The 20639-nt window shown below is 62.6% G+C and carries 22 protein-coding genes; 11 read left to right on the top strand and 11 right to left on the bottom strand.

All coding sequences use genetic code 11. The annotated features are described in order from the left end of the window. Positions 1–219 precede the first annotated feature (219 nt). Entirely contained in the window at positions 220–1284 is a 1065-nt protein-coding gene (locus IWX75_RS15595; protein ID WP_196823174.1) for a LacI family DNA-binding transcriptional regulator, read from the top strand. On the opposite strand, the gene IWX75_RS15590 is transcribed toward IWX75_RS15595, so the two are convergent. From IWX75_RS15590 to pxpA, 5 genes are read right to left on the bottom strand one after another with little or no spacing between them, the layout of a single operon-like run. Beyond that, on the bottom strand, positions 1258–2256 hold the full coding sequence (locus IWX75_RS15590; protein ID WP_196823173.1) for a biotin-dependent carboxyltransferase family protein: 999 nt from the start codon (positions 2254–2256) through the stop codon (positions 1258–1260). The genes IWX75_RS15595 and IWX75_RS15590 overlap by 27 nt on opposite strands. Further along, positions 2246–3142: a 5-oxoprolinase subunit B family protein gene (locus IWX75_RS15585; RefSeq protein ID WP_196823172.1), complete on the bottom strand. Its 897-nt coding sequence runs from the start codon at positions 3140–3142 to the stop codon at positions 2246–2248. Before IWX75_RS15585 ends, IWX75_RS15590 begins: the two co-directional genes overlap by 11 nt. Continuing rightward, positions 3139–4527, bottom strand: a complete 1389-nt coding sequence (locus IWX75_RS15580) for an acetyl-CoA carboxylase biotin carboxylase subunit (protein WP_334684400.1) — start codon at positions 4525–4527, stop codon at positions 3139–3141. Before IWX75_RS15580 ends, IWX75_RS15585 begins: the two co-directional genes overlap by 4 nt. A 2-nt stretch (positions 4528–4529) precedes the next feature. Next, on the bottom strand, positions 4530–4769 hold the full coding sequence (locus tag IWX75_RS15575; protein ID WP_196823171.1) for an acetyl-CoA carboxylase: 240 nt from the start codon (positions 4767–4769) through the stop codon (positions 4530–4532). Positions 4770–4812: 43 nt separating this feature from the next. Continuing rightward, complete coding sequence (gene pxpA / locus IWX75_RS15570; RefSeq protein ID WP_334684399.1) at positions 4813–5565, bottom strand: 5-oxoprolinase subunit PxpA; 753 nt, start codon at positions 5563–5565, stop codon at positions 4813–4815. 95 nt (positions 5566–5660) lie between these two features. Between pxpA and IWX75_RS15565 the strand changes: the two genes are divergently transcribed. After that, the gene (locus tag IWX75_RS15565; RefSeq protein ID WP_196823170.1) at positions 5661–7139 is read left to right on the top strand and encodes a PucR family transcriptional regulator; all 1479 of its coding nucleotides are present in this window, start codon (positions 5661–5663) and stop codon (positions 7137–7139) included. A gap of 251 nt (positions 7140–7390) precedes the next feature. On the opposite strand, the gene IWX75_RS15560 is transcribed toward IWX75_RS15565, so the two are convergent. From IWX75_RS15560 to IWX75_RS15535, 6 genes are read right to left on the bottom strand one after another with little or no spacing between them, the layout of a single operon-like run. Further along, complete coding sequence (locus IWX75_RS15560) at positions 7391–8164, bottom strand: SDR family NAD(P)-dependent oxidoreductase (RefSeq protein ID WP_196823169.1); 774 nt, start codon at positions 8162–8164, stop codon at positions 7391–7393. Beyond that, positions 8140–9120 (bottom strand): Gfo/Idh/MocA family protein, encoded by a 981-nt coding sequence (locus IWX75_RS15555; RefSeq protein WP_196823168.1) that lies wholly within the window; start codon positions 9118–9120, stop codon positions 8140–8142. Before IWX75_RS15555 ends, IWX75_RS15560 begins: the two co-directional genes overlap by 25 nt. Then, on the bottom strand, positions 9117–10037 hold the full coding sequence (locus tag IWX75_RS15550; RefSeq protein ID WP_196823167.1) for a sugar phosphate isomerase/epimerase family protein: 921 nt from the start codon (positions 10035–10037) through the stop codon (positions 9117–9119). The genes IWX75_RS15555 and IWX75_RS15550 overlap by 4 nt, the downstream gene beginning before the upstream one ends. Further along, positions 10034–10600 (bottom strand): VOC family protein, encoded by a 567-nt coding sequence (locus IWX75_RS15545; protein WP_196823166.1) that lies wholly within the window; start codon positions 10598–10600, stop codon positions 10034–10036. The genes IWX75_RS15550 and IWX75_RS15545 overlap by 4 nt, the downstream gene beginning before the upstream one ends. After that, a complete protein-coding gene (locus IWX75_RS15540) occupies positions 10597–11589 on the bottom strand; it encodes a LacI family DNA-binding transcriptional regulator (RefSeq protein WP_196823165.1) in 993 nt (330 codons plus the stop codon). The genes IWX75_RS15545 and IWX75_RS15540 overlap by 4 nt, the downstream gene beginning before the upstream one ends. Further along, a complete protein-coding gene (locus tag IWX75_RS15535) occupies positions 11582–12574 on the bottom strand; it encodes a Gfo/Idh/MocA family protein (protein WP_196823164.1) in 993 nt (330 codons plus the stop codon). The genes IWX75_RS15540 and IWX75_RS15535 overlap by 8 nt, the downstream gene beginning before the upstream one ends. 161 nt (positions 12575–12735) lie before the next feature. Here IWX75_RS15535 and IWX75_RS15530 point away from each other — a divergent pair, with 161 nt between their 5' ends. The 9 genes from IWX75_RS15530 (at position 12736) to IWX75_RS15495 (ending at position 20157) form a co-directional block, all read left to right on the top strand. After that, complete coding sequence (locus IWX75_RS15530; RefSeq protein WP_196823163.1) at positions 12736–13383, top strand: bifunctional 4-hydroxy-2-oxoglutarate aldolase/2-dehydro-3-deoxy-phosphogluconate aldolase; 648 nt, start codon at positions 12736–12738, stop codon at positions 13381–13383. After that, complete coding sequence (locus IWX75_RS15525) at positions 13380–13982, top strand: AAA family ATPase (RefSeq protein ID WP_196823162.1); 603 nt, start codon at positions 13380–13382, stop codon at positions 13980–13982. Before IWX75_RS15530 ends, IWX75_RS15525 begins: the two co-directional genes overlap by 4 nt. A gap of 119 nt (positions 13983–14101) precedes the next feature. Beyond that, complete coding sequence (locus IWX75_RS15520) at positions 14102–14899, top strand: IclR family transcriptional regulator (protein WP_196823161.1); 798 nt, start codon at positions 14102–14104, stop codon at positions 14897–14899. A 138-nt stretch (positions 14900–15037) separates the two neighbouring features. Next, positions 15038–15160 carry a hypothetical protein gene (locus IWX75_RS17780; protein ID WP_334684398.1) on the top strand — a complete coding sequence of 41 codons (123 nt, stop codon included), beginning with the start codon at positions 15038–15040 and terminating at the stop codon, positions 15158–15160. A gap of 60 nt (positions 15161–15220) precedes the next feature. Beyond that, positions 15221–16033, top strand: coding sequence for a sugar phosphate isomerase/epimerase family protein (locus tag IWX75_RS15515; protein WP_196823160.1), 813 nt, complete (start codon positions 15221–15223; stop codon positions 16031–16033). Between the two features lie 88 nt (positions 16034–16121). Then, the gene (locus IWX75_RS15510) at positions 16122–16913 is read left to right on the top strand and encodes an SDR family NAD(P)-dependent oxidoreductase (RefSeq protein WP_196823159.1); all 792 of its coding nucleotides are present in this window, start codon (positions 16122–16124) and stop codon (positions 16911–16913) included. A gap of 125 nt (positions 16914–17038) precedes the next feature. Continuing rightward, positions 17039–18310, top strand: coding sequence for an ABC transporter substrate-binding protein (locus IWX75_RS15505; protein ID WP_196823158.1), 1272 nt, complete (start codon positions 17039–17041; stop codon positions 18308–18310). 51 nt (positions 18311–18361) lie between these two features. Beyond that, positions 18362–19303: a carbohydrate ABC transporter permease gene (locus IWX75_RS15500; protein ID WP_196823157.1), complete on the top strand. Its 942-nt coding sequence runs from the start codon at positions 18362–18364 to the stop codon at positions 19301–19303. After that, a complete protein-coding gene (locus IWX75_RS15495; protein ID WP_196823156.1) occupies positions 19300–20157 on the top strand; it encodes a carbohydrate ABC transporter permease in 858 nt (285 codons plus the stop codon). Before IWX75_RS15500 ends, IWX75_RS15495 begins: the two co-directional genes overlap by 4 nt. Positions 20158–20639 lie beyond the last annotated feature (482 nt).

Here is a 20639-nt window from a genome sequence, read left to right as displayed (position 1 = left end):
CTTATCGCGCAATCGTTTGGGTAAATTGCCCCGGCACCCTACTTACGGGTGAAGGTGGGTGGCCAGGCTCGGACTTGGATGTTGGTCGGGGAGCACGCGACCCAATCGTTTGGGTTGCTCGAAAGAAAACACTAGGATGTGATGTGGATCTCGTCAAGGGAATCGCGCGATAGTTTTCATCGAGAACGACTGGCGGGGTGCAGGGGAAAGATGTGGTCAATGAGTATCGCTGGGAAAGGCCGCACTCCGGTCACACTGAAAGACCTCGCTGCCGAGTTGGGCATTCATTCGTCCACCGTGTCGCGGGTACTGCACTCCACATCGGACGTTGCGCGGGGAGCGGCGTCGAGCGCCACAGCCGAGCGAGTCCGGAAACTAGCAGCGGAGCGCGGATACTCGCCAGATCCCCAGGCAACCAGCCTCCGGACCCGACGCACGAGGGCTTTAGGCGTCATCGTGCCGCGGCTCTCCGATATCGTGCTGGCGACGATGTATGAGGGCGTGGAGGAAGCGGCTGCGGCAAGCAATTACTCGACCTTCGTCATGAACTCGCATGACAGCATCGATGAGCAGCGCAGGAAGGCTGACATCATGCTCGCCAGAAGAGTAGACGGGTTAATCCTCGGCGACGTGCATGCCGGTTCCACCCTCATCCATGATCTCCGTGCACGGCACGTTCCCTTCGTCCTCATGAACCGCCGCCACGAGGGCTTTCCCTCGTCCACCTGTGACGACGTCACTGGCGGAGAGCTGGTGGCGGACCATTTGTGGGACGCCGGACACCGGCGGGTGGCCGTGATTGCCGGTGAGCCCTACGCGAGCACGGCTATCGACCGGACAGCCGGGTTCTCCCAGCGGTGGCGGGAGCTCGGCGGCGAGCTTCGGAAGAAGGACGTCATCTGGTCACGGTTCGACACCGAGGGTGGAAAGAACGCCGCCGAGAAAATCATCAGCCGCCCGGGCCGGCCACCCACGGCGGTGTTCTCCGTTAACGACTTCGCGGCGATCGGAGCCATGGGGACCTTCCGTGCGCATGGCCTGACCGTGGGCCAGGATGTCGCCGTCGTCGGCTTCAACGACACATCACTCGCGGCCCAGCTCCCCATTCCGCTGTCCTCGGTACGGTCACCGATGCTGGACATTGGCCGCCGCGCCGTCGAAATGCTTCAAAAGGTCATCAACGGCGAGCATGTCGATTCCGCGCGGATGACGCCACAGCTGTTCGTCCGCGAGAGCAGCGCGGCTGCATCCCACGTTTCACCCGTCCGCACGATCGCCGGGTGAAGTATCCCAAAGTTTCGACCGCACCAGCTTGCCCTCCGACCGCGCTGCAAGTGCCTCATCCATGGTGACTGCCCGAAAGGAGGTCTTGGTGCCCGGCGCACTCCGCGCGAGCAGATCCATATCTGCGCTGATCACCGTGGCCACCATGGCATAACCGCCACCGGAAACGGCGTCGCGGTGGAGCACGATAGGTTCCTTGCCACCCGGAATCTGAATGGAACCGATGGCATACCCGGCGTCCACGATGTTGGAGGGATCCGATCCCGCTCCGAACGGCTGGGTGCGGGGCTTCCATGCGACCTCGGGGCCGGAGTAACGCAACCCCGTGCGATCGGCCACGGGCGTGAGCGTCCAGGTCGCGGTGAGGAAGGTTTCGAGACCTTCCTCTTTGAGGCGGTGGTCATAGAGGCCCGGCAGTACCCGCACCGTGACCTCCTTCTCGAAAACAGGACGCAGGGACTCATCGATGCTCTGGATGCTCGGTCCGGGAGCAGAGTTTGAATCGGCGGGGCCGACAGGCAATATGTCGCCTGCCTTGAGCGTTCGTCCCTGGAACCCTCCCATGGCTCCCAGCGCGTAGGTTGACCTGCTTCCAAGCACCACGGGGACGTCGATGCCGCCCTGAACCGCTACATAGTAGCGCGTGCCACCGCGCAGCATACCGAAGGACACCTCGTCGCCGGCAGCCAGCTCAAGTCGGTTCCACTGCTCGCAGGCATCACCGTTAACCCGAACGTCGACGGGTGCTCCCGTGACCGCGATCATGGCGTCCCGGTCGGTGCGGAATTTCGGGCCGAGATAGGTGCATTCGAGGACAGCTGCCTCCGGCGAGTTACCCGTTAGTGCATTCGCCATCTCCGCGGACAATTGGTCCATGGCTCCACCTTGGGGGATGCCGACGTTGTAGTAGCCCAAGCGGCCTTTGTCCTGAACGCTGGTTGCAAGTCCTGACTCCAGAATCTCAAACGCCATCGAGGTGCTCCATCATCTTCTTGTTGTAGTCCTTGGGGTCCAGCATCGCCTGCTGCAGATCGAAGGTCACCGGTGCCTGCCGGTACCGGAAGTGTCCGTTTTCCACCTGCGCCTGGATCTGCCTGTATTCCGCCTCGTCCACCGGTTTGAACTTCACGATGTCACCGGGCTTGAAGAAGATCATGAAATCATCGAAATCGGGTAGACGCTGTGCGGGGTCGAAGATGGGTGCGGCAGCGATGCCGAACATCTGATAGCCCCCGGCTCCCCGGACCGAGTAGATGCAGGCAAAGCAACCACCATGGCCCACTGTCAATGGGGGAGTGTCAGTCCGTGGACTAAGATACTTCGGTACCTCCAGCTGCTCGTCCTGCGGGACGATCTGGAACATGAAGGGCAGGCCTGCCACGAAGCCGACCATGGAGACAAGCCAGGGTGATTCGTGGTGCCGCCGGATGAACTCCTTTGCGGAGGTGAGGCCGTTCTCCTCAGCCGCGAAATCGAGGTCCGTGCCCTCGGGCCGTTGATGCCCCTTCCGGAAGCGCGACCCGGTTTCGCGCGTGAATGGGTCGTCGTACCAGACGGGAATCTCGATGATGCGCGTTGATAGGGTCTGGTGCGTCAGTTGGGCGACCTCGGCTTCGACGCGGCGCACCAGATCCTCGAGTTCCTGGGGTGGAACTAGATCCGGGTTGAACCGGATGAGTAGTGATGCGTTGGCCGGACAGATGTCCGTAATTCCGTCGACGTTCCGGTGCTGCAGCAGGTTGGCCATGGCGTTGGCCGTGAAGTTCGCGGCAAGGCTCATAGCTTCGGCGATCTCAACGAAGAGGAACTCATCCCCTCCCCAGGTGTAGCGGGCCTGCAGGGCGGTGGATTCGCTCATGTGTCTACTCCTAGCAGGTCAGGCGTCGTTTCGATGAACTTGGAGTGGTGCTCAACGTTGCGCACCTCGTGGCGGGCGAGGACGGCTTCCAGGAGCGGGAGTGTGGTCTTCACACCCTCGATGCGGACCTCGCCGAGCGCGCGACGGGAACGGGCGATCGCCTCATCCCGGCCCGCGTCCCAAACCACGATCTTGGCGAGCAGCGAGTCGTAAAACGGTGCGACGGCGGAACCCATCACCACGCCGGCGTCGATCCTGATACCCGGTCCGCCAGGCCAGGTCAGGCGCTCCAAAGTTCCCGGGCTGGGCATGAACCCGTTCCTGGGGTCTTCTGCATTGATCCGGAATTCGAAGGCGTGACCGGTGAACCGGACATTGTCCTGGCTGAGACGGAGGGTTCCATCGCGCGCCACCAGGATCTGTTCGCGGATCAGATCGAGGCCTGTGATCATTTCAGTCACTGGATGTTCAACCTGCAGACGGGTATTCATCTCGATGAATGCGGCCTCCTGGGTATCCGGGTCATAAAGGAATTCGATGGTTCCAAGACCCCGGTATCCGCAGGCCCTGCCCAACTCGATGGACGAGGCGGCGATGGTGTCCCGAACCGTTGCCGGCAAACTTGGGGCTGGTGCCTCTTCGACGATCTTCTGCTGGCGACGCTGCAATGAACAGTCCCGGTCGCCGAGGTGGATCACGGTTTCGCCGTCGCCGATAATCTGCACCTCCACATGCCGGGCCCGGTGCACGAACTGTTCAAGGTAGACAGCGGAATCCCCGAAGGCCGCACGCGCTTCGGCCTGGGCGACTTCAACAGTAGACAGGAGATCCTGCTCGGTGGTCACCAACCGGATGCCCCGCCCGCCCCCACCTGCTGCGGCTTTCACTACGAGGGGATAGCCGACGGCAGCGGCGATGGCGATCGCGTCGTCTTCGGGCATCAGCGCCCCATCGCTCCCCCGCAGCGTAGGCACGCCAGCGTCCTTCGCAGCCTGACGCGCCCTTGATTTATCACCCATCAGTTCAATCGCCTCGGGCGAAGGCCCAATCCACGTGATGCCCGCGTCGATGACGGCCCGCGCGAAGGCGGCGCTCTCTGAAAGGAAGCCGTACCCAGGGTGAAGGGCATCACAGCCGGATACTTCCGCCGCCTTGAGGATCGCGGAGGTATCCAGATAGCTTTTGGCCGCTGGCGCCGGGCCGATCACCTGCACCTCGTCCGCTAGCTGCGCCGCATAGGAATCGGCGTCGGGTTCACTTGCGGCAAGCACGGTGCGGATGCCGAGTTCGCGCGCTGCGCGGATGATGCGTACGGCGATCTCACCGCGGTTCGCGATCAGCATCTTTCCTGCCGGAACTGTCGCGGCCGGCACTCCTGTCACCACGATCAATCCTCCCTGATGATTGCGATGACGTCGCCGGGGTTGACCGTCCCGGAATCGTCGATCGCGAAACTTTCCAGGACTCCCGAGACGTCGCTGCGGATTTCGGAGAACTGTTTCATGATCTCCACGACCCCCACCGTCTGGCCGGCCTCGATGCGGTCTCCCTCATTGGCATAAGGCTCCTTGTCGGGACCCGGCTTGCGGTAGAAGATTCCGGGAAGGGGGGATGTGAGGTCAGCCATGGTGGGTCCTTTCAGGACGGTAGGAAGATGCGGCGAGAATTTTCTAGGAAGCGAGGACACCGCGGACGGCGGCAGCGACCTTGGGTGAATTAGGGGCGTCGGAGTGGACGCAGATGCTTTGGAAATCGATGTGCAGGACTGTGCCGTCCGTGGCCTCCACAGCACCGTCCTCGAGTGCGCGCCTGACGCGTTTCGCCGCCGCAGCCGGGTCCGTCGGTTCGGGCTGGCGCTGGATGAGTAACTGGCCTTCGGATCCGTAGTTGAGATCCACATAAAGCTCACCGACGAAGGGAACTCCTATCTCCTCGCACACCGACTGGTGATGCGTACCCGCCAGGCCGTAGAACGGCACCCCATAGAGGATGGCTACCCGCGCTGCTGCGGTCATGAGGGAGTGGTCCCGCGCGAGCATTCCGTAAAGCGACCCGTGAGGTTTGATGTGATGAAGTTCTGCGCTTTCCCTCTGCAAAAATGCCGACAGTGCTCCCACCTGGTACATGATGAGGTTCTCCACCTCCCCGGGCGTCAGCTTCATCTCGCGCCTGCCGAACCCCACAAGGTCCGGCAGGCCAGGATGCGCGCCGATGCCCAGACCATGCTCTACGGCGGCGGACACTGTGGTGGCCATCGTGTCCGGATCTCCTGAGTGAAATCCGCAGGCCACATTGATGTGGTCGACGATGCCCATGAGTTCGAGGTCATTACCGAAGGAATGCAGACCGAAGGATTCGCCCATATCGGAATTGATCGTCAGCAACGTTCGAGGCGTGGTGTGGATCACGGGCGCGTGAGTCATGGGTTTCACCCTAACCTCGCCCCGAAGCGCCGGTATAGTAGGCATCTGACTCGATTTCCTTGCGAGCAATGGGCGGATGCACATGTGGAGGATTAGTGATCGTTTCGGATCTGCTCGCCGCCGAAGCGCTGCAATTGCGCCTGCATACGCCCTCGTCAACTGAGCGCCTGAGCTGCGAAATCAGCTGGTGTGCTCCCGCTGAAACCATCGATCCGACGCCCTTTCTTAGCCAGAACGTGTTGCTGCTGACCAATGGAATCGGGCTCAACATTCAGGACAACCGCACATGGGCGGCGTATGTGGAACGGCTCGTCAAGGTGGGTGTTGCCGCCATTGCCTTCGGCACGGGCACCGCCCACCGGTTGATCCCCCCGGGCCTTGTGCAAGCGGCAACAGCACTGGATGTGCCTCTCCTGGAAATCCCGAGGGCAGTGCCGTTCCTGCAAGTACACCGCCACGTCACCAACGTGCTTCAGGCAGAGCGCTTCACCGCCACAACCCGTTCGTGGGAGCTCGCCCAGAAGTGCGCGGCGCTGGCCTCCTCCGGCGCCCGGTTGTCGGTCATCCTTGCCGTTGCCGCTGAGGCAGCGGCAGGGCAGCTCGCCATCGTGGACGCAGCAGGCTCGATCATTGCTCGGTCTCCGGAGGATTCATCCTGGAGCAAGGAGGATCTGGAGCGCGCCGCCAACGGAGGCAGGGACGTAACCGTCCCGCTCCCCATGGGAAGTGGGGACGCGTTCCAGCTGGTGGTACGCGATTGCCTGGCGGATCATCCCCTGGGCACGCTGCTGGCACCGGCGGCTTCCATCATCGCGGTCCAGTTGCAGACGGCTCTCCACTCGACAGCACACAAGCAGCAAGAGCTCGAAACACTGCTAGACCAGGTCCCGGACTGGAGCGGAGTAGCCCTTGAGGAATTCACCAGCACGTTCCGCTCCACCGGGTTGGACAGCAGTGAGCCGACTTTCGTGATCACCGCGCGCACCGGGCCCCAGAACCTCGCCAACGCATGGCGTATCCGGCTCGTGCTGCAGTCTTTGTTCGATGACGTTCGAGTGCAGGTCCGCGCAAATGTCTTGTTCGTCTTCGCGCAGAAACCTGCGATCCCCGGCCAGCCCGGTACCATCGATGTGCTCCTGTCTAAGTTTTCACAAAAGTTGCCCGGCCAGCCCCTAGTGCTTAAGGGTCCCTGCGCGAGCATCGACGAATTGCGGTTGGGGGTCCATCAGGCGCGGGAGCTGGTGGATCAAGTTGACCGGCCGACGATTGCTCCCGAGCTGGGGGTCAGTGCCCTTGTTGCCTCCACGGCTTCCCGTGGCGCACGAGCTGGGGCCACGAGGCTCTTTGCTCCCGTTGTCGCCCATGACGAGTCCCACTCGGTGAATCTGTTAGGAACACTGGAGTGCTTCCTCGTCCACGACGCACAGCCTTCCAGGGCAGCGGCTGCTCTCTACATCCACCGCAATACGCTCAGCCAGCGCATCACTAAACTGGAGTCGCTGCTTAACCTCTCCCTCGCATCCCTTGAGGGGCAGGCAACGTGCCTGATGGCACTGAGAATCCTCCGCTCATGAACGCTCACCAAGGCCACCTGGCCCGCAGTCGGGGGCGGGTGGCCAATCGTTCAGGGGACGATCGATTGGCCTTGCGACGCGTCGCAACTCGACTACTGATGGCTTCCGTAGCATGCGGCGCTGCTGAGATGCCGTGACCAGTACCCTTGCCACGGATGTCGTCAGCGTTTTTGCCGAACCTGTCCATGATGAAAAAACGTGACCGTGTTGCCGAGAGAATGTCAGCAATTCGGGGATCGGAGTTCGCTGGCTTAGGACCCCATGCCGAGGTGCGCTCCACCAGCGACGTCGAGGGACACTCCAGTGATGTACCGGTTGATGGGGTCCGTGAGGAAGCTGATCGCGTTGGCGACTTCGGTCGGCTCGGCGAAGCGCTGCATGGGCAACTGGGCGGCCCGAGCGTCTCGTGCTGCTTGCGCGGCACCGGACTGGTCGGCGAGCTGCGCCCACAGCGGCGTGTTCACCGGACCCGGGTTGACGGCGTTGACCGAGATGCCATTCGGTCCAAGGATCTTCGCCATGGACCACATGATGTGCAATACGGCGATCTTGCTGGCGTTGTACGGCAGGTAGTCGATTCGTGCTTCTTTGGCCGCGACCGACGACAGCAGCAGGATCGTTCCCTTCGTGCCGCTGGTACGCATGACGTTCGCGACTTCGCGAGTGATCGTGAACGTGCCCGTGGCGTTGATGCGCATGACGCGCTCGAATTCCTCGGTAGTGGTGACCAGCGGATCGGCAGTGCCGCCCAGCACCCCCGCGGCGTGCACGAGGACATCGATGCGACCGTGCTCCTGGATGACTTGGCCGATCACGTCACTGGTTTGCTGCTCGTCGGTGACGTCGAGCTCGTAGAAGCTAGCGATGTCCTGCCCGTCGAGCGGTGCGCGGTCTGCGCCGACGACGACGTCCCCGCGCGCCTGGAGCGCGGCGACGACGGAGGCACCGATTCCGCCGCTGGATCCGGTGACCAGGGTAACCTGGCGGTCCGTGGAGGGTTTTACTGCACTGCTTTGCTTGACCACACGCGTCCTTCCTGCTCCTCGGTGGGTAGGCCTGCTGCACTAAGGATCTGATCAAGGAGTTGCTGGGTCTTGACCGCTTCCCACCCGGAGGTCAGCGGCTGCTGCCGGTCTTGGACCCGGTCAAGGAAGTGCCGGACCGCGGCGGCGAATCCGAAGGTTTCGGTTGCTGTTGCCCACCCGAAGGCTTCCGGACTCATTGACCGAACGGTTCGGACGCCATCTACTGTGACTGTGACGCTGTCGGGTGCGATGACCTCGGCCGAGCGCATCTGACCGTATGCGTCGAGCTTCTCGCTCCACGCGCCGGCGGCTCGCGCCGCGACGAGCAGGCCGGTGTTTTCGGTCGAGAACCGTACGAGGGCGGCTGTGCCGTCCTCCTCCCAGCGGTTTGTTCCGGCGGATGCGCTGGTGACCTCGACGACTTCTCCACCGCAGAACCAGCGGAGGAGGTCAACCATGTGGATGGCGTTCTCGAACGTGGCCCGATACTCAGAGCCGGCGCGGTTCTTCTGGGCGACGCAGAACGATGCCCCGGCTGCCCCGAACGCTTCTCGTGCGGCGACGTACACGGGCGCGAACCGCCGGTTCAGTCCAACCATCAGAATCCGGCCGCGTTCGTCCGCGAGTTCGGCAAGGCGGACGGAGTCGGAAGTTGAGGTGGCGAGGGGCTTCTCACAGAAGACGTCGACGCCGGCGCGGAGGGCGCTTTCGACGGCCGCAACGTGCTCGGAGCGGGGCGTGAGGACGAAGACGGCGTCGAGCTCTTCGGTCTCGAGCATCGCGTCGACCGTGCGGTGAACGTTCGCAAATCCCCATCGGCGTTGCAGGGCACTCGGGTCCTCACGGCGGGATACCAGGGCGCGCAGCTCCACGTCGTCGCGCTGCACGAGGGTGGGTAGCTGCGCGATGCTGGCAATGTTGCCGGCACCGACCACGCCAACCCTGAGCGCGGTCACGAGATGACCTCGGCGTCTTTGTTGTTTGCGTTCAGCTCGAGCTGAGACAGCAGCGCACGAAGGTGCTCGGCACCGCGACGAAATCCGATCTCGGGGTCGTCGAGGTCCTGCGGGTGCCACCGGTACTCGTACTCGAGCGAGAGTACGTCGTTGTAGCCGATCTCGCGGAGGCGGCGGAGGGCACGGGGCCAGTCGAGGGAGCCGTCGCCGACGACGCGGGAGATGACAGCTCGTTCTTCGGCGTGCACACGGGCCGTCTCAGACGCGACGAACGGAGCGTTCGGGTCCTTGAAAATCAGGTCCTTGACGTGCACGTGGCCGATGAGATCACCTTGGACGGCAAAGGCGTCGTCGACGTCTTCGTCGTGGGTGAAGGTGAGGTTGGCCTGGTCGTAGAGCACTCGGACGGCGGGGGAGTTGACGGCGCGGACGAGCTTGGCCGTGTCCCGCGCGGTCTGCGTCATCGTCCCGAAGTGGTTTTCCGCACAGAGCACGACACGGGCGTCTGCTGCCGGACCGGAGAGCTCGCGGAAGGAGCGAACGAGTTGTGCCCAGTGTGCGGCGTGGTCGTGCTGGTCCGGTTGCCACGCGCCGGAGTAGACGCGGATGCGGGTTGCTCCGACGATGTGAGCGGTGTCGATGGCGGACCGCAGCTCGTCAACGGCTGCCTTACGGACGTGCTCGTCCGTCGCATTGATGGCGGTTGTGTAAGGCGTGAGTCCGATGATGGGGATACCTTCGCCGTCAGCGACGCGTGCCGCTTCCGCTGCTGTGGCGGCATCGCCGATGGGCAGACCGCTGGTGTAGTCGTTCTGGTAGATCACCTCGGCGGCATCCAGGCCGGCTCGGGCGAAGAGCTGGAGTGCTTCAGGGACGGTGTGATGGGGGGTGCCAAGGGTGTGGCCGGCGATTTTCATGTGGTTGTCTCCGAGGTGGTCGAGGTCGAGTGGGAGTGCCAGTCGCGGGGGCCGACGAGGCGCGGGGGATCGGTGACCCGGGACCGGTCGACGAATTCGAGGATGAGTCCCCAGTCGGTTCGGGCGTACACCCACCGGTTCCCGGCAACGGCGGGGCTGTCGCCGGCGACTTCTTTTCGAGCGCCGAGGATCTCGATGCCGTTGAGGTCTGAGATGGCGGTGACGACGTCGTCGACGTCGTCGACGACAAAGCAGAGGTGGTGTCCACCGGCGTCGCTGGCGCGCGGGAACACGGGGGAGCGATCCGCTGTCCACCACTGGAACAGCTCGACGTTCAGGTTCGGCGGAAGTCGGAGCATGCGTAGCTCGAGGTGCGCGTCCTCGGGGACGCCGAAGTGCTCCGGCATGACCGAAGGGTCGGGCCCGCGAGTGGATCGGTAGAGCTCTTCGGCGCCGAGAAGGACGGTGAAGAGGCGAGTGGCATCGTTGAGGTTGGGGACGGTGAAGGCCACGTGGTCCACGTACTGCAAACCAGGAAGGCGACTGGGGTTCGGTTTGATCATGGGAGTCTCTGTGTGGAGGAGCGGATGAGAAGTGTCGGCTCGAGGACGACGTGGTCAGGCGGGCCGTTGGCGATGAGGGTTTCACCGAGTTCGATGGCGATCCGGCCAAGGTCGGTGATGGGTTGACGGACGCTGGTCAGTCGAGGACTGAAGTGTGCCCCGAGGTCGAGGCCGTCGAAGCCGACCACCGAGAGGTGGGCGGGGACGGTGAACCCGCGGGTGCCGAGTTCAGAGATCACGGCGAACGCGATCATGTCATTGGAAGCGATGACCGCCGTTGGACGGACCGGTTCCCGCATCCAGTGGTCCACGATCCCGGAACCCAGCTCTACCCCGGGTGCTGCTTCCAGAACGACAGGCGTGATGCCGTGACGCTGGGCGGCGTGATGGTAAGCATCCCACCGGTCCTGGGCGGTGTAGGTGCCCACAACCCCAGGGGCGTAGGCGATGTTCGTGTGGCCAAGACCGAGGAGGTGATCAAACGCGAGGTCGACGCCATGAGTGCTGTCAACAGTGACGGTGGGTACAGAAGGGTCGTCCTTGACCCGGTCGAGAACGACGACCCGGTTCTGGAACGCATACTGGCGCAGCGCTTCCAGGTCTACCCGGGTTGAGGGAGCGACGACGGCAAAGGGGGAGTACATAGAACGCATCGAGGTCAGGTAACCGGCGGTCAGCCCCATGTCACCGCCGGTGATGCAAAGCATGAGTTGGTATCCGCGCGCTTCGGCGGCGACGGTCGTCGCGCGGGCCAGCTCAGCGAAGAACGGGTTGGTGATGTCCGGGACGATCAAAGGGATGAGATTGCTGGAGCCACGGCGGAGGGCTTGGGCCAGGGGATTCATCGAATATCCAAGTTCTGAGGCGACACGCAGCACATGCTCCCTGGTCGCCGTCCGGACGGCATCCGGTTTCGAGAACGCGCGCGATACGGTCGAACGGTGCACTCCTGCCGCCTCGGCGACGTCGTCGATGCTGATCTCAGCCACGATTCATCGTCCTCACCAGGTCCGGCGACCAGATGACCTCCATCGTGGCGACGAGCTCCGCCAGCGTTGGCATACCCGCGAACCCTTTCGTGAGCGTGTCCGCGACACCATCGACGAACACGTCATAGAGCGGGTCACTGTCCACCTCGAGGGTTGCGGTCGTGGTGGTGCCGGAGTGGTCGGTGAAGGATGCGCTGCCGGTGGTGTCGACGGAGGTGAACCCGACTGTTCCGGCCGCACTGAAGCTGCAATACCGTTTCAGCCGCGAATCGGGGAACGTATAACCGACCTCGATGATGGCCTCTCGCCCCGTTCTCGTGGTCAGGATGACCGTGGCGTGATCATCGACCGCCGCACCGTGTAGCGTCGCGGACAGCTTCCGAACGATGTCATCCGGGTGTCCGAGGTGGCGGATAGCCATATCGATAAAATGCGGGCCCAGATTCATCAGACTGCCGCCGCCGGAGAGGGCCGGGTCGAGCATCCACGGATTGCCGTTCTGCTCATAGCGGGTAGGCGGACCGGCGATGAACGCCATTCGTTCGTAGACGATGTCGCCGGCCTGCCTCAACCAGGTGTCGATCGGGGCGCCTCGCTGCACAAGCGGCACGGTCGCTGGAACGCCGGCCAGGCGCGCCTCCCGCTCGATTGTCCTGAGGTCATCGAGGCCCGTGCCCGCAGGCTTTTCGATCACGAATGGGATGCCCCGATCGATGAGTCCGCGGCTGACCGCGAGCATCTCGTGGTGCGGGTTGAACACGAATACTACGTCGATGCCCTCGTCCTTCACAGCATCATCGACGCTGGCGGTGACCGACGCACCCAGAGGGTCTGCGAAGAGCTGCGCGGCTTCAGGACGGGCGTCCTGCACTGCCATCACGCGGAAACGTCGAGCGAGCCCGTCGCGATACAGCAGTGCGTGCCAGTGAGATGCACCCAACACCACAGCCGTAGGCCGAGGATCAGCGGCGAAACGCTTCGTCATCCTTGACTCCTCCGTCTAGAAACGCAAGATAGCGCTAGTGCACCAAATGAGAACGATTACTGAGATCGATTGCAAAAAGACTCCCACACGGTCTCTGGAAGTGTCAACGCCCGGAGTCACAAGCTCGCAAAACTCGGGAAAGTGGTGTATCCCTCGATGTCATGTTCAAAAAACTTGATGTCCTACAGACCATCCGCGAGTCCGGCAACGTCCTCATCGTCCGTCTTGACACTGCTGAGGAGGCGTACGAGGTCGCCGCCGCCGCAGCCGCCGGCGGCATCCGCGCCCTCGAAATCACCCTGTCGATTCCAGGCGCACTGACAGTTATCCAGCGCCTCACTGAACGCTTCGCCGGTGAGGACGTGACATTCGGCGCGGGCACCGTCTTGGACGGACACGCCGCCTGGTCCAGCATCCAGGCCGGCGCCCAGTTCCTTGTCAGCCCGAATCTCAACCCCGAAATGATTCGCGTCGCCAACCGCTACCAGGTCGCCACCATCAGTGGCGCCTACACCCCCACCGAAATTCTCAATACCGCGGAAGCGGGCTCTGATATCGTCAAGCTCTTCCCGACCGAAGCTGGCGGAATTCCCTACACCAAAGCGGTCCTTGCGCCTCTCGCGCACGTCCCGATCCTCCCTGCGGGCGGCGTCACCACCGCTAACGTCGGCGACTGGTTCGACGCCGGCGTCATAGCTGTTGGAGTAGGCAGCGCGATCACCAAGGCCGGTCGCCCCGATGGGGACATGACCAAAGTCACCGCTGCGGCCGAGGAATTCGTGGCGGCGATCGCCCGAGTGAAGCGATGACATCCAGCGACCAGGCCCTGCCGGTCGCCTACATCACCCTTGGCGGGGCGGGGTCGGGCAAATCGACCTTGTCGAGGCGCCTCAGCTCACTCACCGGCGCGGTGTATCTCGATAAGGACACACTCGCCGGGCCTCTCGTACAGGTAGCTCTCGAAGCGTTCGGGCAGGATCCTTCCGATCGAGAATCGAACGCGCTGTACCTGGAAAGGATCATGCCAGCCGAGTACGAGACGCTCTTTGCCACCGCCGGCCGAAACCTGGAGCTTGGCCACTCCGTGGTCCTCGACGCGCCTTTCGTGGCCTACCTGGAGGACCCCGACTTCCTTCGCCGTTTAACTGAGAACGCAGCCTGGCCCGCGGCTCGCATCCGCGTGATCCACGTGCGTACCTCACCCGACGTCGTGCGGCAGCGGCTCGTGGAAAGAGGCAGTGAGCGGGACCGGATCAAGCTTGCTGATTGGGACACCTACTGGGAGCGATTCGGTGCTGTTGAGTGTCGCTGGACCACCGGTGAGCATGTTGTCGTCGGCAACGACGATCAGTCGGCGCTCGAGCGCCTGAGCGATCTGGTGCAGCAGGACTCGACCGGAGCGTCCTAGCCGGGACTGGAAAAGCAGTTTGCATTGTCCCTTGACAGGATTTACCGACGCATGCGACTCTTTCGTAACGGCGTTACAGTAACGCTGTTACAAATCCGCAATGACGGGGAGATGACGTTATGGCACTAGCCGACGATGTAGCGAATGCGATGCACGCACTTGAAATGCTGGCATCGCGCCCCGAAGGCCGAGGGGTGAGTGAGATCGCTGAGCGCCTTGGCATCAATAAGGCCATCGCACATCGCCTTCTCGCCGCGCTGGTAGATGCCGGCTACGTCAGCCAGGACGCCCGCACGTCCAGCTACTTCGCCACCCACAGCCTCGGCGCCCTCGGGCTCCGTCAGCTGTCGTCCTCAGGAGTGGGGACGTGGGCTCAGCGGGCCTTGGACTCGCTCGCCGCGGACTGTGAAGAGCTTGTCCGCCTGGCGGTAGCGACCAACGATTCCCTGCAATGGATCGCCAAAGCCCAAGGTTCGAACTCATCCCTTCGTCTCGACCCCGTCATGGGCCAGGACGCGGTTCCCCATGCCACGGCATCCGGAAAGGCCTGGCTCTCCACTCTCTCGTCAGAGCGAGTCGCGGTCGTCCTGGAGCACGAAAGCCGCCTCAGCACCACCGCCAGGGCACCCCTTGACCGGTCCGGTCTCCTCCTTGAGCTCGACGAGGTTCGTCGCCGCGGTTATGCCACGACATTCGAGGAGATGGACCTCGGCATCAATGCTGCGGCAGCACCCATCTACGGAGCTGGATCGGGTCGGGAGGCCACCGGAACAATTAGCATCGCCGGTCCCTCCGTGCGGATGACGCGAGCACGAATGGCAGAACTGTCGCCGCTGCTGCTCGCTGCCGCGGCGGAAGTCGCCAGAAGTTGGCCCAGCTATACCTACCTCGTCGCGGACGAGGAGCTTTCCGCCTAGATCTCCTCACTGACAGCTTAGATCTCTCGACCTCGACTGGTCAGCCGCTACCAACCACGCTCCGTTGACCATGCCCAAATGCACCCCAGCCGGGTGCCGCGACACCTTTTTGACGACTGAAAGTCCAAGGAGAGCTCAATGACAAAAACCCCCGACACCTCGCACGCGTCCCTTCCCGACAGCAATGCCGCCGGCTGGGTCGAGCACTCGTCCATTGCTCCCAGCTCGGCCCCGAACCAGGCCAAGAGCTCCTGGTCCTAGCAGTTCCCACCCCTTGAGCCGGGTGCTCACGGCACCTCATTGAACTGAACGGACAAGCCTATGATCATCAACACGTTCTCGTACCTCTGGAAAGCAACAGCAACCGATGCGATTGCTGAGTTGGTCGACAGTGGATACACCACCTTCGAGATTCCGATCAGCTCTCCGCATTGCTGGCCGGACGAAATCTCCACCGCCGAGCGCTCGGCAACTCGCGCAAAGCTCAGCGAATACGGTGCCGAGATCAGGTCCCTGAACGCTGGTGGATTCGACCTCAACCTGGCCAGTCCCGCTGCGAGCATGCGACGCAGGAGCATCGAGCACATCGACTCGGTGATCGAGCTGGCTGCTGCTTGGGATGTCCCAGAAATCGTGATTTCCCCCGGCACGCGGCGTCCCATGATCTCGCCGTCACTCGAGCAGGTACACGGGTGGCTGTACGACAGCCTGGACGTTCTGATCCCTCGGGCTAAGCAGGCCGGAACGCGACTCCTCTTCGAACAAACTCCCTACTGCTTCACTCCCACTATCGAAACCCTCGCGCATGTCGTCCGCACGGTCCACGATGATTCGCTCAAAATCGTGTACGACGTCGCCAACGCCGCCTACATCGGCGAAGATCCGGTAGCAAGCCTGGTCTCGCATCAAGAGTCGATCGGTCTCGTGCACATTTCAGACACGGGCACGGAGATCTGGGGCCACGATCCCATCGGCACGGGAGTCATCGACTGGCGCGCATTGGGTAGTGCCGTCGAGGCGACGCTCGGAGTCGACAACGTCGTTCTCGAGGTCATCCGCGAAGAGAACACCCTGCACGAATTCGCCCAGGCCCTGCGCGACCTCAGCAGGGAGGGCTGGAACCTCGGGACGTAATCGAGGTCAACCATTCGGTTCAACTATGCCTGTCGAACCCGTGCGGCAAGGAAGTTTGCCCACTCCAAATACGCAAGGAGATTGTGCAATGAGAGCTCTGGTCAGTGGTGGAAGTAGTGGAATCGGTGCTTCTGCAAGTCTGAGGCTCGCAGAAGCGGCTCTCGCTCGAGGTGAGCAGGCGATGATCGCTGTGTGCGGACATACCTCCAATGCCCAACAGGAGGAGGTTGTCGAATCAATCCAGTCGATCGGTGGCACGGCCATCGCCTTGATGGGCGACTTAGGCGACCCCGAAGTGCCGGAACAGCTGGTAGCTGCCGCGGTCGAAGAGTTCGGTGGCCTGGACGCGTTGGTGGCAAACGCCGGGATCGCGAAGCCCGGTGCACTCAAGGACTACTCCCTCGAAGACTGGGACGGCATGTTCTCCGTCAACCTCCGCGGCGCGTGGCTTCTCGCCAAAGCGAGCTATCCGCATCTGAGAGATAGCGAAGGCGCCGCGTGTTTCACCTCATCGATGTCTGGTCAGCTTCCACATGCCGGATCAGGCGCTTACAGCCCCAGCAAGGCTGCGCTGACACTGCTGGCTCAGACGCTCGCGCTGGAATGGGCGCCCGACGGAATCCGTGTGAACGTCGTCTCGCCGGGCATGACTCGTACAGGCATGACCGAAAAAATGTATATCGACCCCGAAATCAAGAAGGCGCGGGAAGAAATCATCCCGTTGTCACGGATCGGAGACCCGATAGACATCGCCAACGTCATCGAATTTCTCGTCAGCCCGCTGTCGGGTTATGTCACGGGGCAAGACATCTGCGTCGACGGTGGCTTCTCCAAATCCATCCTCAGCCACATCCCCGGTCGACCTAGCTCTAAATCCTGACATCCGACACGTGTCAGTGCTCCTCGGGGCGCTCGACACAACCTCAAGTAATCACGAATACGGGCATCCGCTTTCCCGGGCACAGCTGCCGAAAGAAGCGACTGATCTCGAAGGAGAGAACGAAAATGATCACGAAGCGGTGGAGTATGGCACTGGGAAGCATTGCGGCGGCGAGTATGCTGCTGACCGCGTGTGCGCCGACGGATGATTCCGGCGGCGGCGAGGGCAATGCGGACAGCGGTCCGGTGACCCTCACCTATTGGGACTTCCTGGATCCAAGCCAGGACAACCCGCGGGCAAAGGCGTTGCGCGATAACATCGCCGGCTTCGAGGACGCCAACCCCGACATCGACGTCGATCTGTCAGTGGTGTCGCTCGGCGATATGATCAGCCGGATACCCCAGGCAGCGGCAGCGGGCCAGGCGCCCGATGTGTTCAAGATGTTCACTCCGCAAGTGCCGCAGATGGCCGCAGGCGGCGCGTATACCCCGCTCCCCGAAGCCGCCACAGAGGTCGACTGGCTGCGGCCCGCGGACACGCTGGCCGGCCCGGACGGCCAGCAAGTAGCTGTCCCGTACGAATACCGGACCTGCGCGTTGTATTTCAACCAGAAGATCCTCGATGAGATCGGCGCCACCGCACCGACGACATATGACGAGGTTGTCGACGTGGCGACCAAGGCGGCCGCAGCCGGGTACACCGGGTTCGGCACCGGCTTTTCCGACACCGACAACTCCGCGATCATCGCGACGTTCTTCGACTGCTTCATGAGCCAGGTTGGACAAGACATCTGGAACGAGGACGGCGATGTCGACTACGCCGGCGAGAAGGCAAACGAGTTCGGCGATTTCCTCGCCGAGCTCCGTGACGCGAACGCCCTCGGCGGCAGCGTCGTGTCGGATAGCTACTCCACAGTCACGGACGGGCTCGCGAACGGGACAGTTGCGATGGCTGTTCTCGGCACGGAGCGCATCGTGACCTACGGCGCATCCAACCCCGATATCAAATGGAGCGCCCTTCCAACCGCCTCGACCGGTGATCAGACCGGGGCGACCCTTGGATGGACGATGGGCATCGGCGCAGGAAGTGATCAGGTGGACGCCGCATGGAAGTTCATCGAGTACATGACCAGTGCTGAGGCTGCCGCTGCGATGGCTACCGGTGGTGAAGTTCCGTCCCGCGCATCGAGCTACGACGCACCGTTCTTCTCGACCCCGGAAGCCGACACCGTCAACTCCATCGCCGAATACGTCGAGAGCAACAGCGAACCGCACGCGTACGGGGACAACTGGATTGCGGTCGCGACAGGGCTGTCACAGGCAGGTCAGGCGCTGTACCTGAACGACCTGTCGGGCAGCGAATTCATCTCCACTGCGCAGGACGCCGCAAACAACTAGACCGACAGACATCCGGGGAGCCCGAGAGGGCTCCCCGGGGATCGGAAAATCATGACTCTTTCTGGTGATGTGGCCGGGATCTCCTCCGACATCCGCAATACGGCGCCCGACACGAATCCCCGCATCCAGCGCCGCCCCGTCAAGGACAGCCGAATATGGTTGTACACCGTCCCGGTCGTGCTGGTCTTCACCTTCGTCTTCATCGGCCCGCTCGTGTACACGGCGTGGACCGCGCTGCATGAGACGACGTTCTACGAAGTAGGCGAGTTCTCAGGCCTGAACTCTTTTGTCGCTCTGTTCTCGGACCCAAGCCTTCCCAAGCAAATCGGAACCACCCTCGTTTTCTCGCTAGGGGCGCTGGTGATCGCACTGCCAGCTGGTCTGATTTCGGCGATCGTGCTCAACGACTTGAAAAGGTTCAAGCGGACGGTGCGAAGCCTGTTCCTGCTGCCGTGGCTGATGTCGCAGGCGATCGCTGGCACTATCTGGCTGTGGTTCCTGAACCCCAACTATGGTCCTGCCTCCTACATCACGACGTCGCTGGGACGGGGGCCCACGGATGTGTTCTCCTCACCCACAGCCGCCCTGATCGCGGTAACCCTGATCACCGCTTGGTGGTCGTACCCGCAGGCCATGCTGCTGTTACTGGGGGCTCTGCAAACCATTCCGGAGGAGCTTCACGAAAGCCTCCGCATGGACGGCGGCAACATTTGGCAAGGATTCATCAACATCACGCTGCCGTACCTGCGAAACACGATCGTTTCCGTCGTCGTGGTCCTGCTCATGCTGTACGTGCAGATGGTGACGATCATCCTCGTCACCACCCGTGGAGGACCACTAGCGGCTACCGAGACGTTGTCCATGCGCGTCTTCAACCAAACGTTCCTCGACTTCGATCTGTCGGGTGCATCGGCAACGGCGATCCTGCTGTTCGCGATCAATACCGTGCTCACTCTCGCCGCCATCCGTTTCCGTCGAAAGGAAGTATTGTGACTACCGCAACGACCAGGCGTCGTCGGCCTATCGACTGGCTACGGGTTGTACCCGCATGGATCTACATCGTTCTTTCCGCCGCGATCGTCCTGCCGCCGGTGGCATGGATCGTGTCCACGGCGCTCAAACCTGGCGCCGACACGATCCAGTTCCCCCCTGAATGGATCCCCAACCCGATCACATTCGAATCGTTCGCCGGCATCTACACCACAACCAACGTGCGGTTCTTCGTGAACTCGCTCATCTACGCCGGAGGCTCCATCGCCCTGGCGCTGGCGATCTGCATCCCCGCGGCCTATGTTGCGACCCGATATCGGAGTCGCCGCATGGAAACCCTGATGACGGGCATCCTGGTGCTCTCAATGGTCCCCGCGATCGTGGTCTTCGTCGCTCTCTACTCGATGTTCGTGAAGACCGCGCTGATCAACACATACCCGATGCTGATCGTGGTCTACACCGCGATCATCTGCGGCCAAACCATCCTGTTCCTGCGCAACTTCATCGAGAACATCCCGGTCGAGATCGAAGAGGCCGCCGCCATCGACGGGTGCTCACGGCTGCAAATTCTGTGGCGAATAGTGATCCCGCTGATCCGCCCCGGAATCGCCGCCATCGCCATCTTCATCTTCATCTTCGTATGGAACGACTTCCTCGTAGGAACCGTCCTGGCGACGACGGAAGACATGAAAACCGTCCAGAACGGCATCGTCCGCTACATCACAACCGGATTCGGAAACTTCTGGGGCCTGTTCTCCGCCTTCGTGATCGTCGCATTCATCCCGGTCCTTATTATCTTCACCGCCTTCCAGCGCTGGTTCATCGCGGGCCTGACATCCGGAGGAGTGAAGGGGTGATGTGTCGGCATTGACCCAGGTGGCCGCGCGGGCGTCGTTGATCAACGCCCGCGCCTGGCGTCACCATCGTGACCGGTCCCGCTCTCGAGCAAGAAGGGGAGGGCTGACGGGCGCGGTTCGTCCCTGAAGTCCTCCTAATTCAGATGTACGGTCTGACGCACGCCAGCGCCCTCCCCCACGGGAGAGTTGGCAAGAGTATGAACTTGGGTGCCGCGCGACGGGTGGCTGCCTATACCACCGGGACCCCGAAACCCTCGGCCTCGCGAATCTGCTGGCCGACCAGCCACTGCCGCACCGGATAGTTGTTGCGGATACAGTTCGCACCTCCGCAGATGAACCCACAAGAGCCGAACCACACGGCACGGTCTGGCGATACCACCACGAATGCACAGGCGCGCGCTGCTGCCCGCACTGGCGGCTCGGGTGCTTAACCTGCGCCGAGGCCCGCTGAGGCTATTTCTCCGACGACCACGCGCGGAGGC

Origin of the sequence: Arthrobacter sp. CAN_A6, from assembly GCF_015751715.1 — a bacterium.
In the GTDB taxonomy this organism is placed as follows: domain Bacteria; phylum Actinomycetota; class Actinomycetes; order Actinomycetales; family Micrococcaceae; genus Arthrobacter_D.
This window is presented reverse-complemented; position numbering and strand designations above follow the sequence as displayed.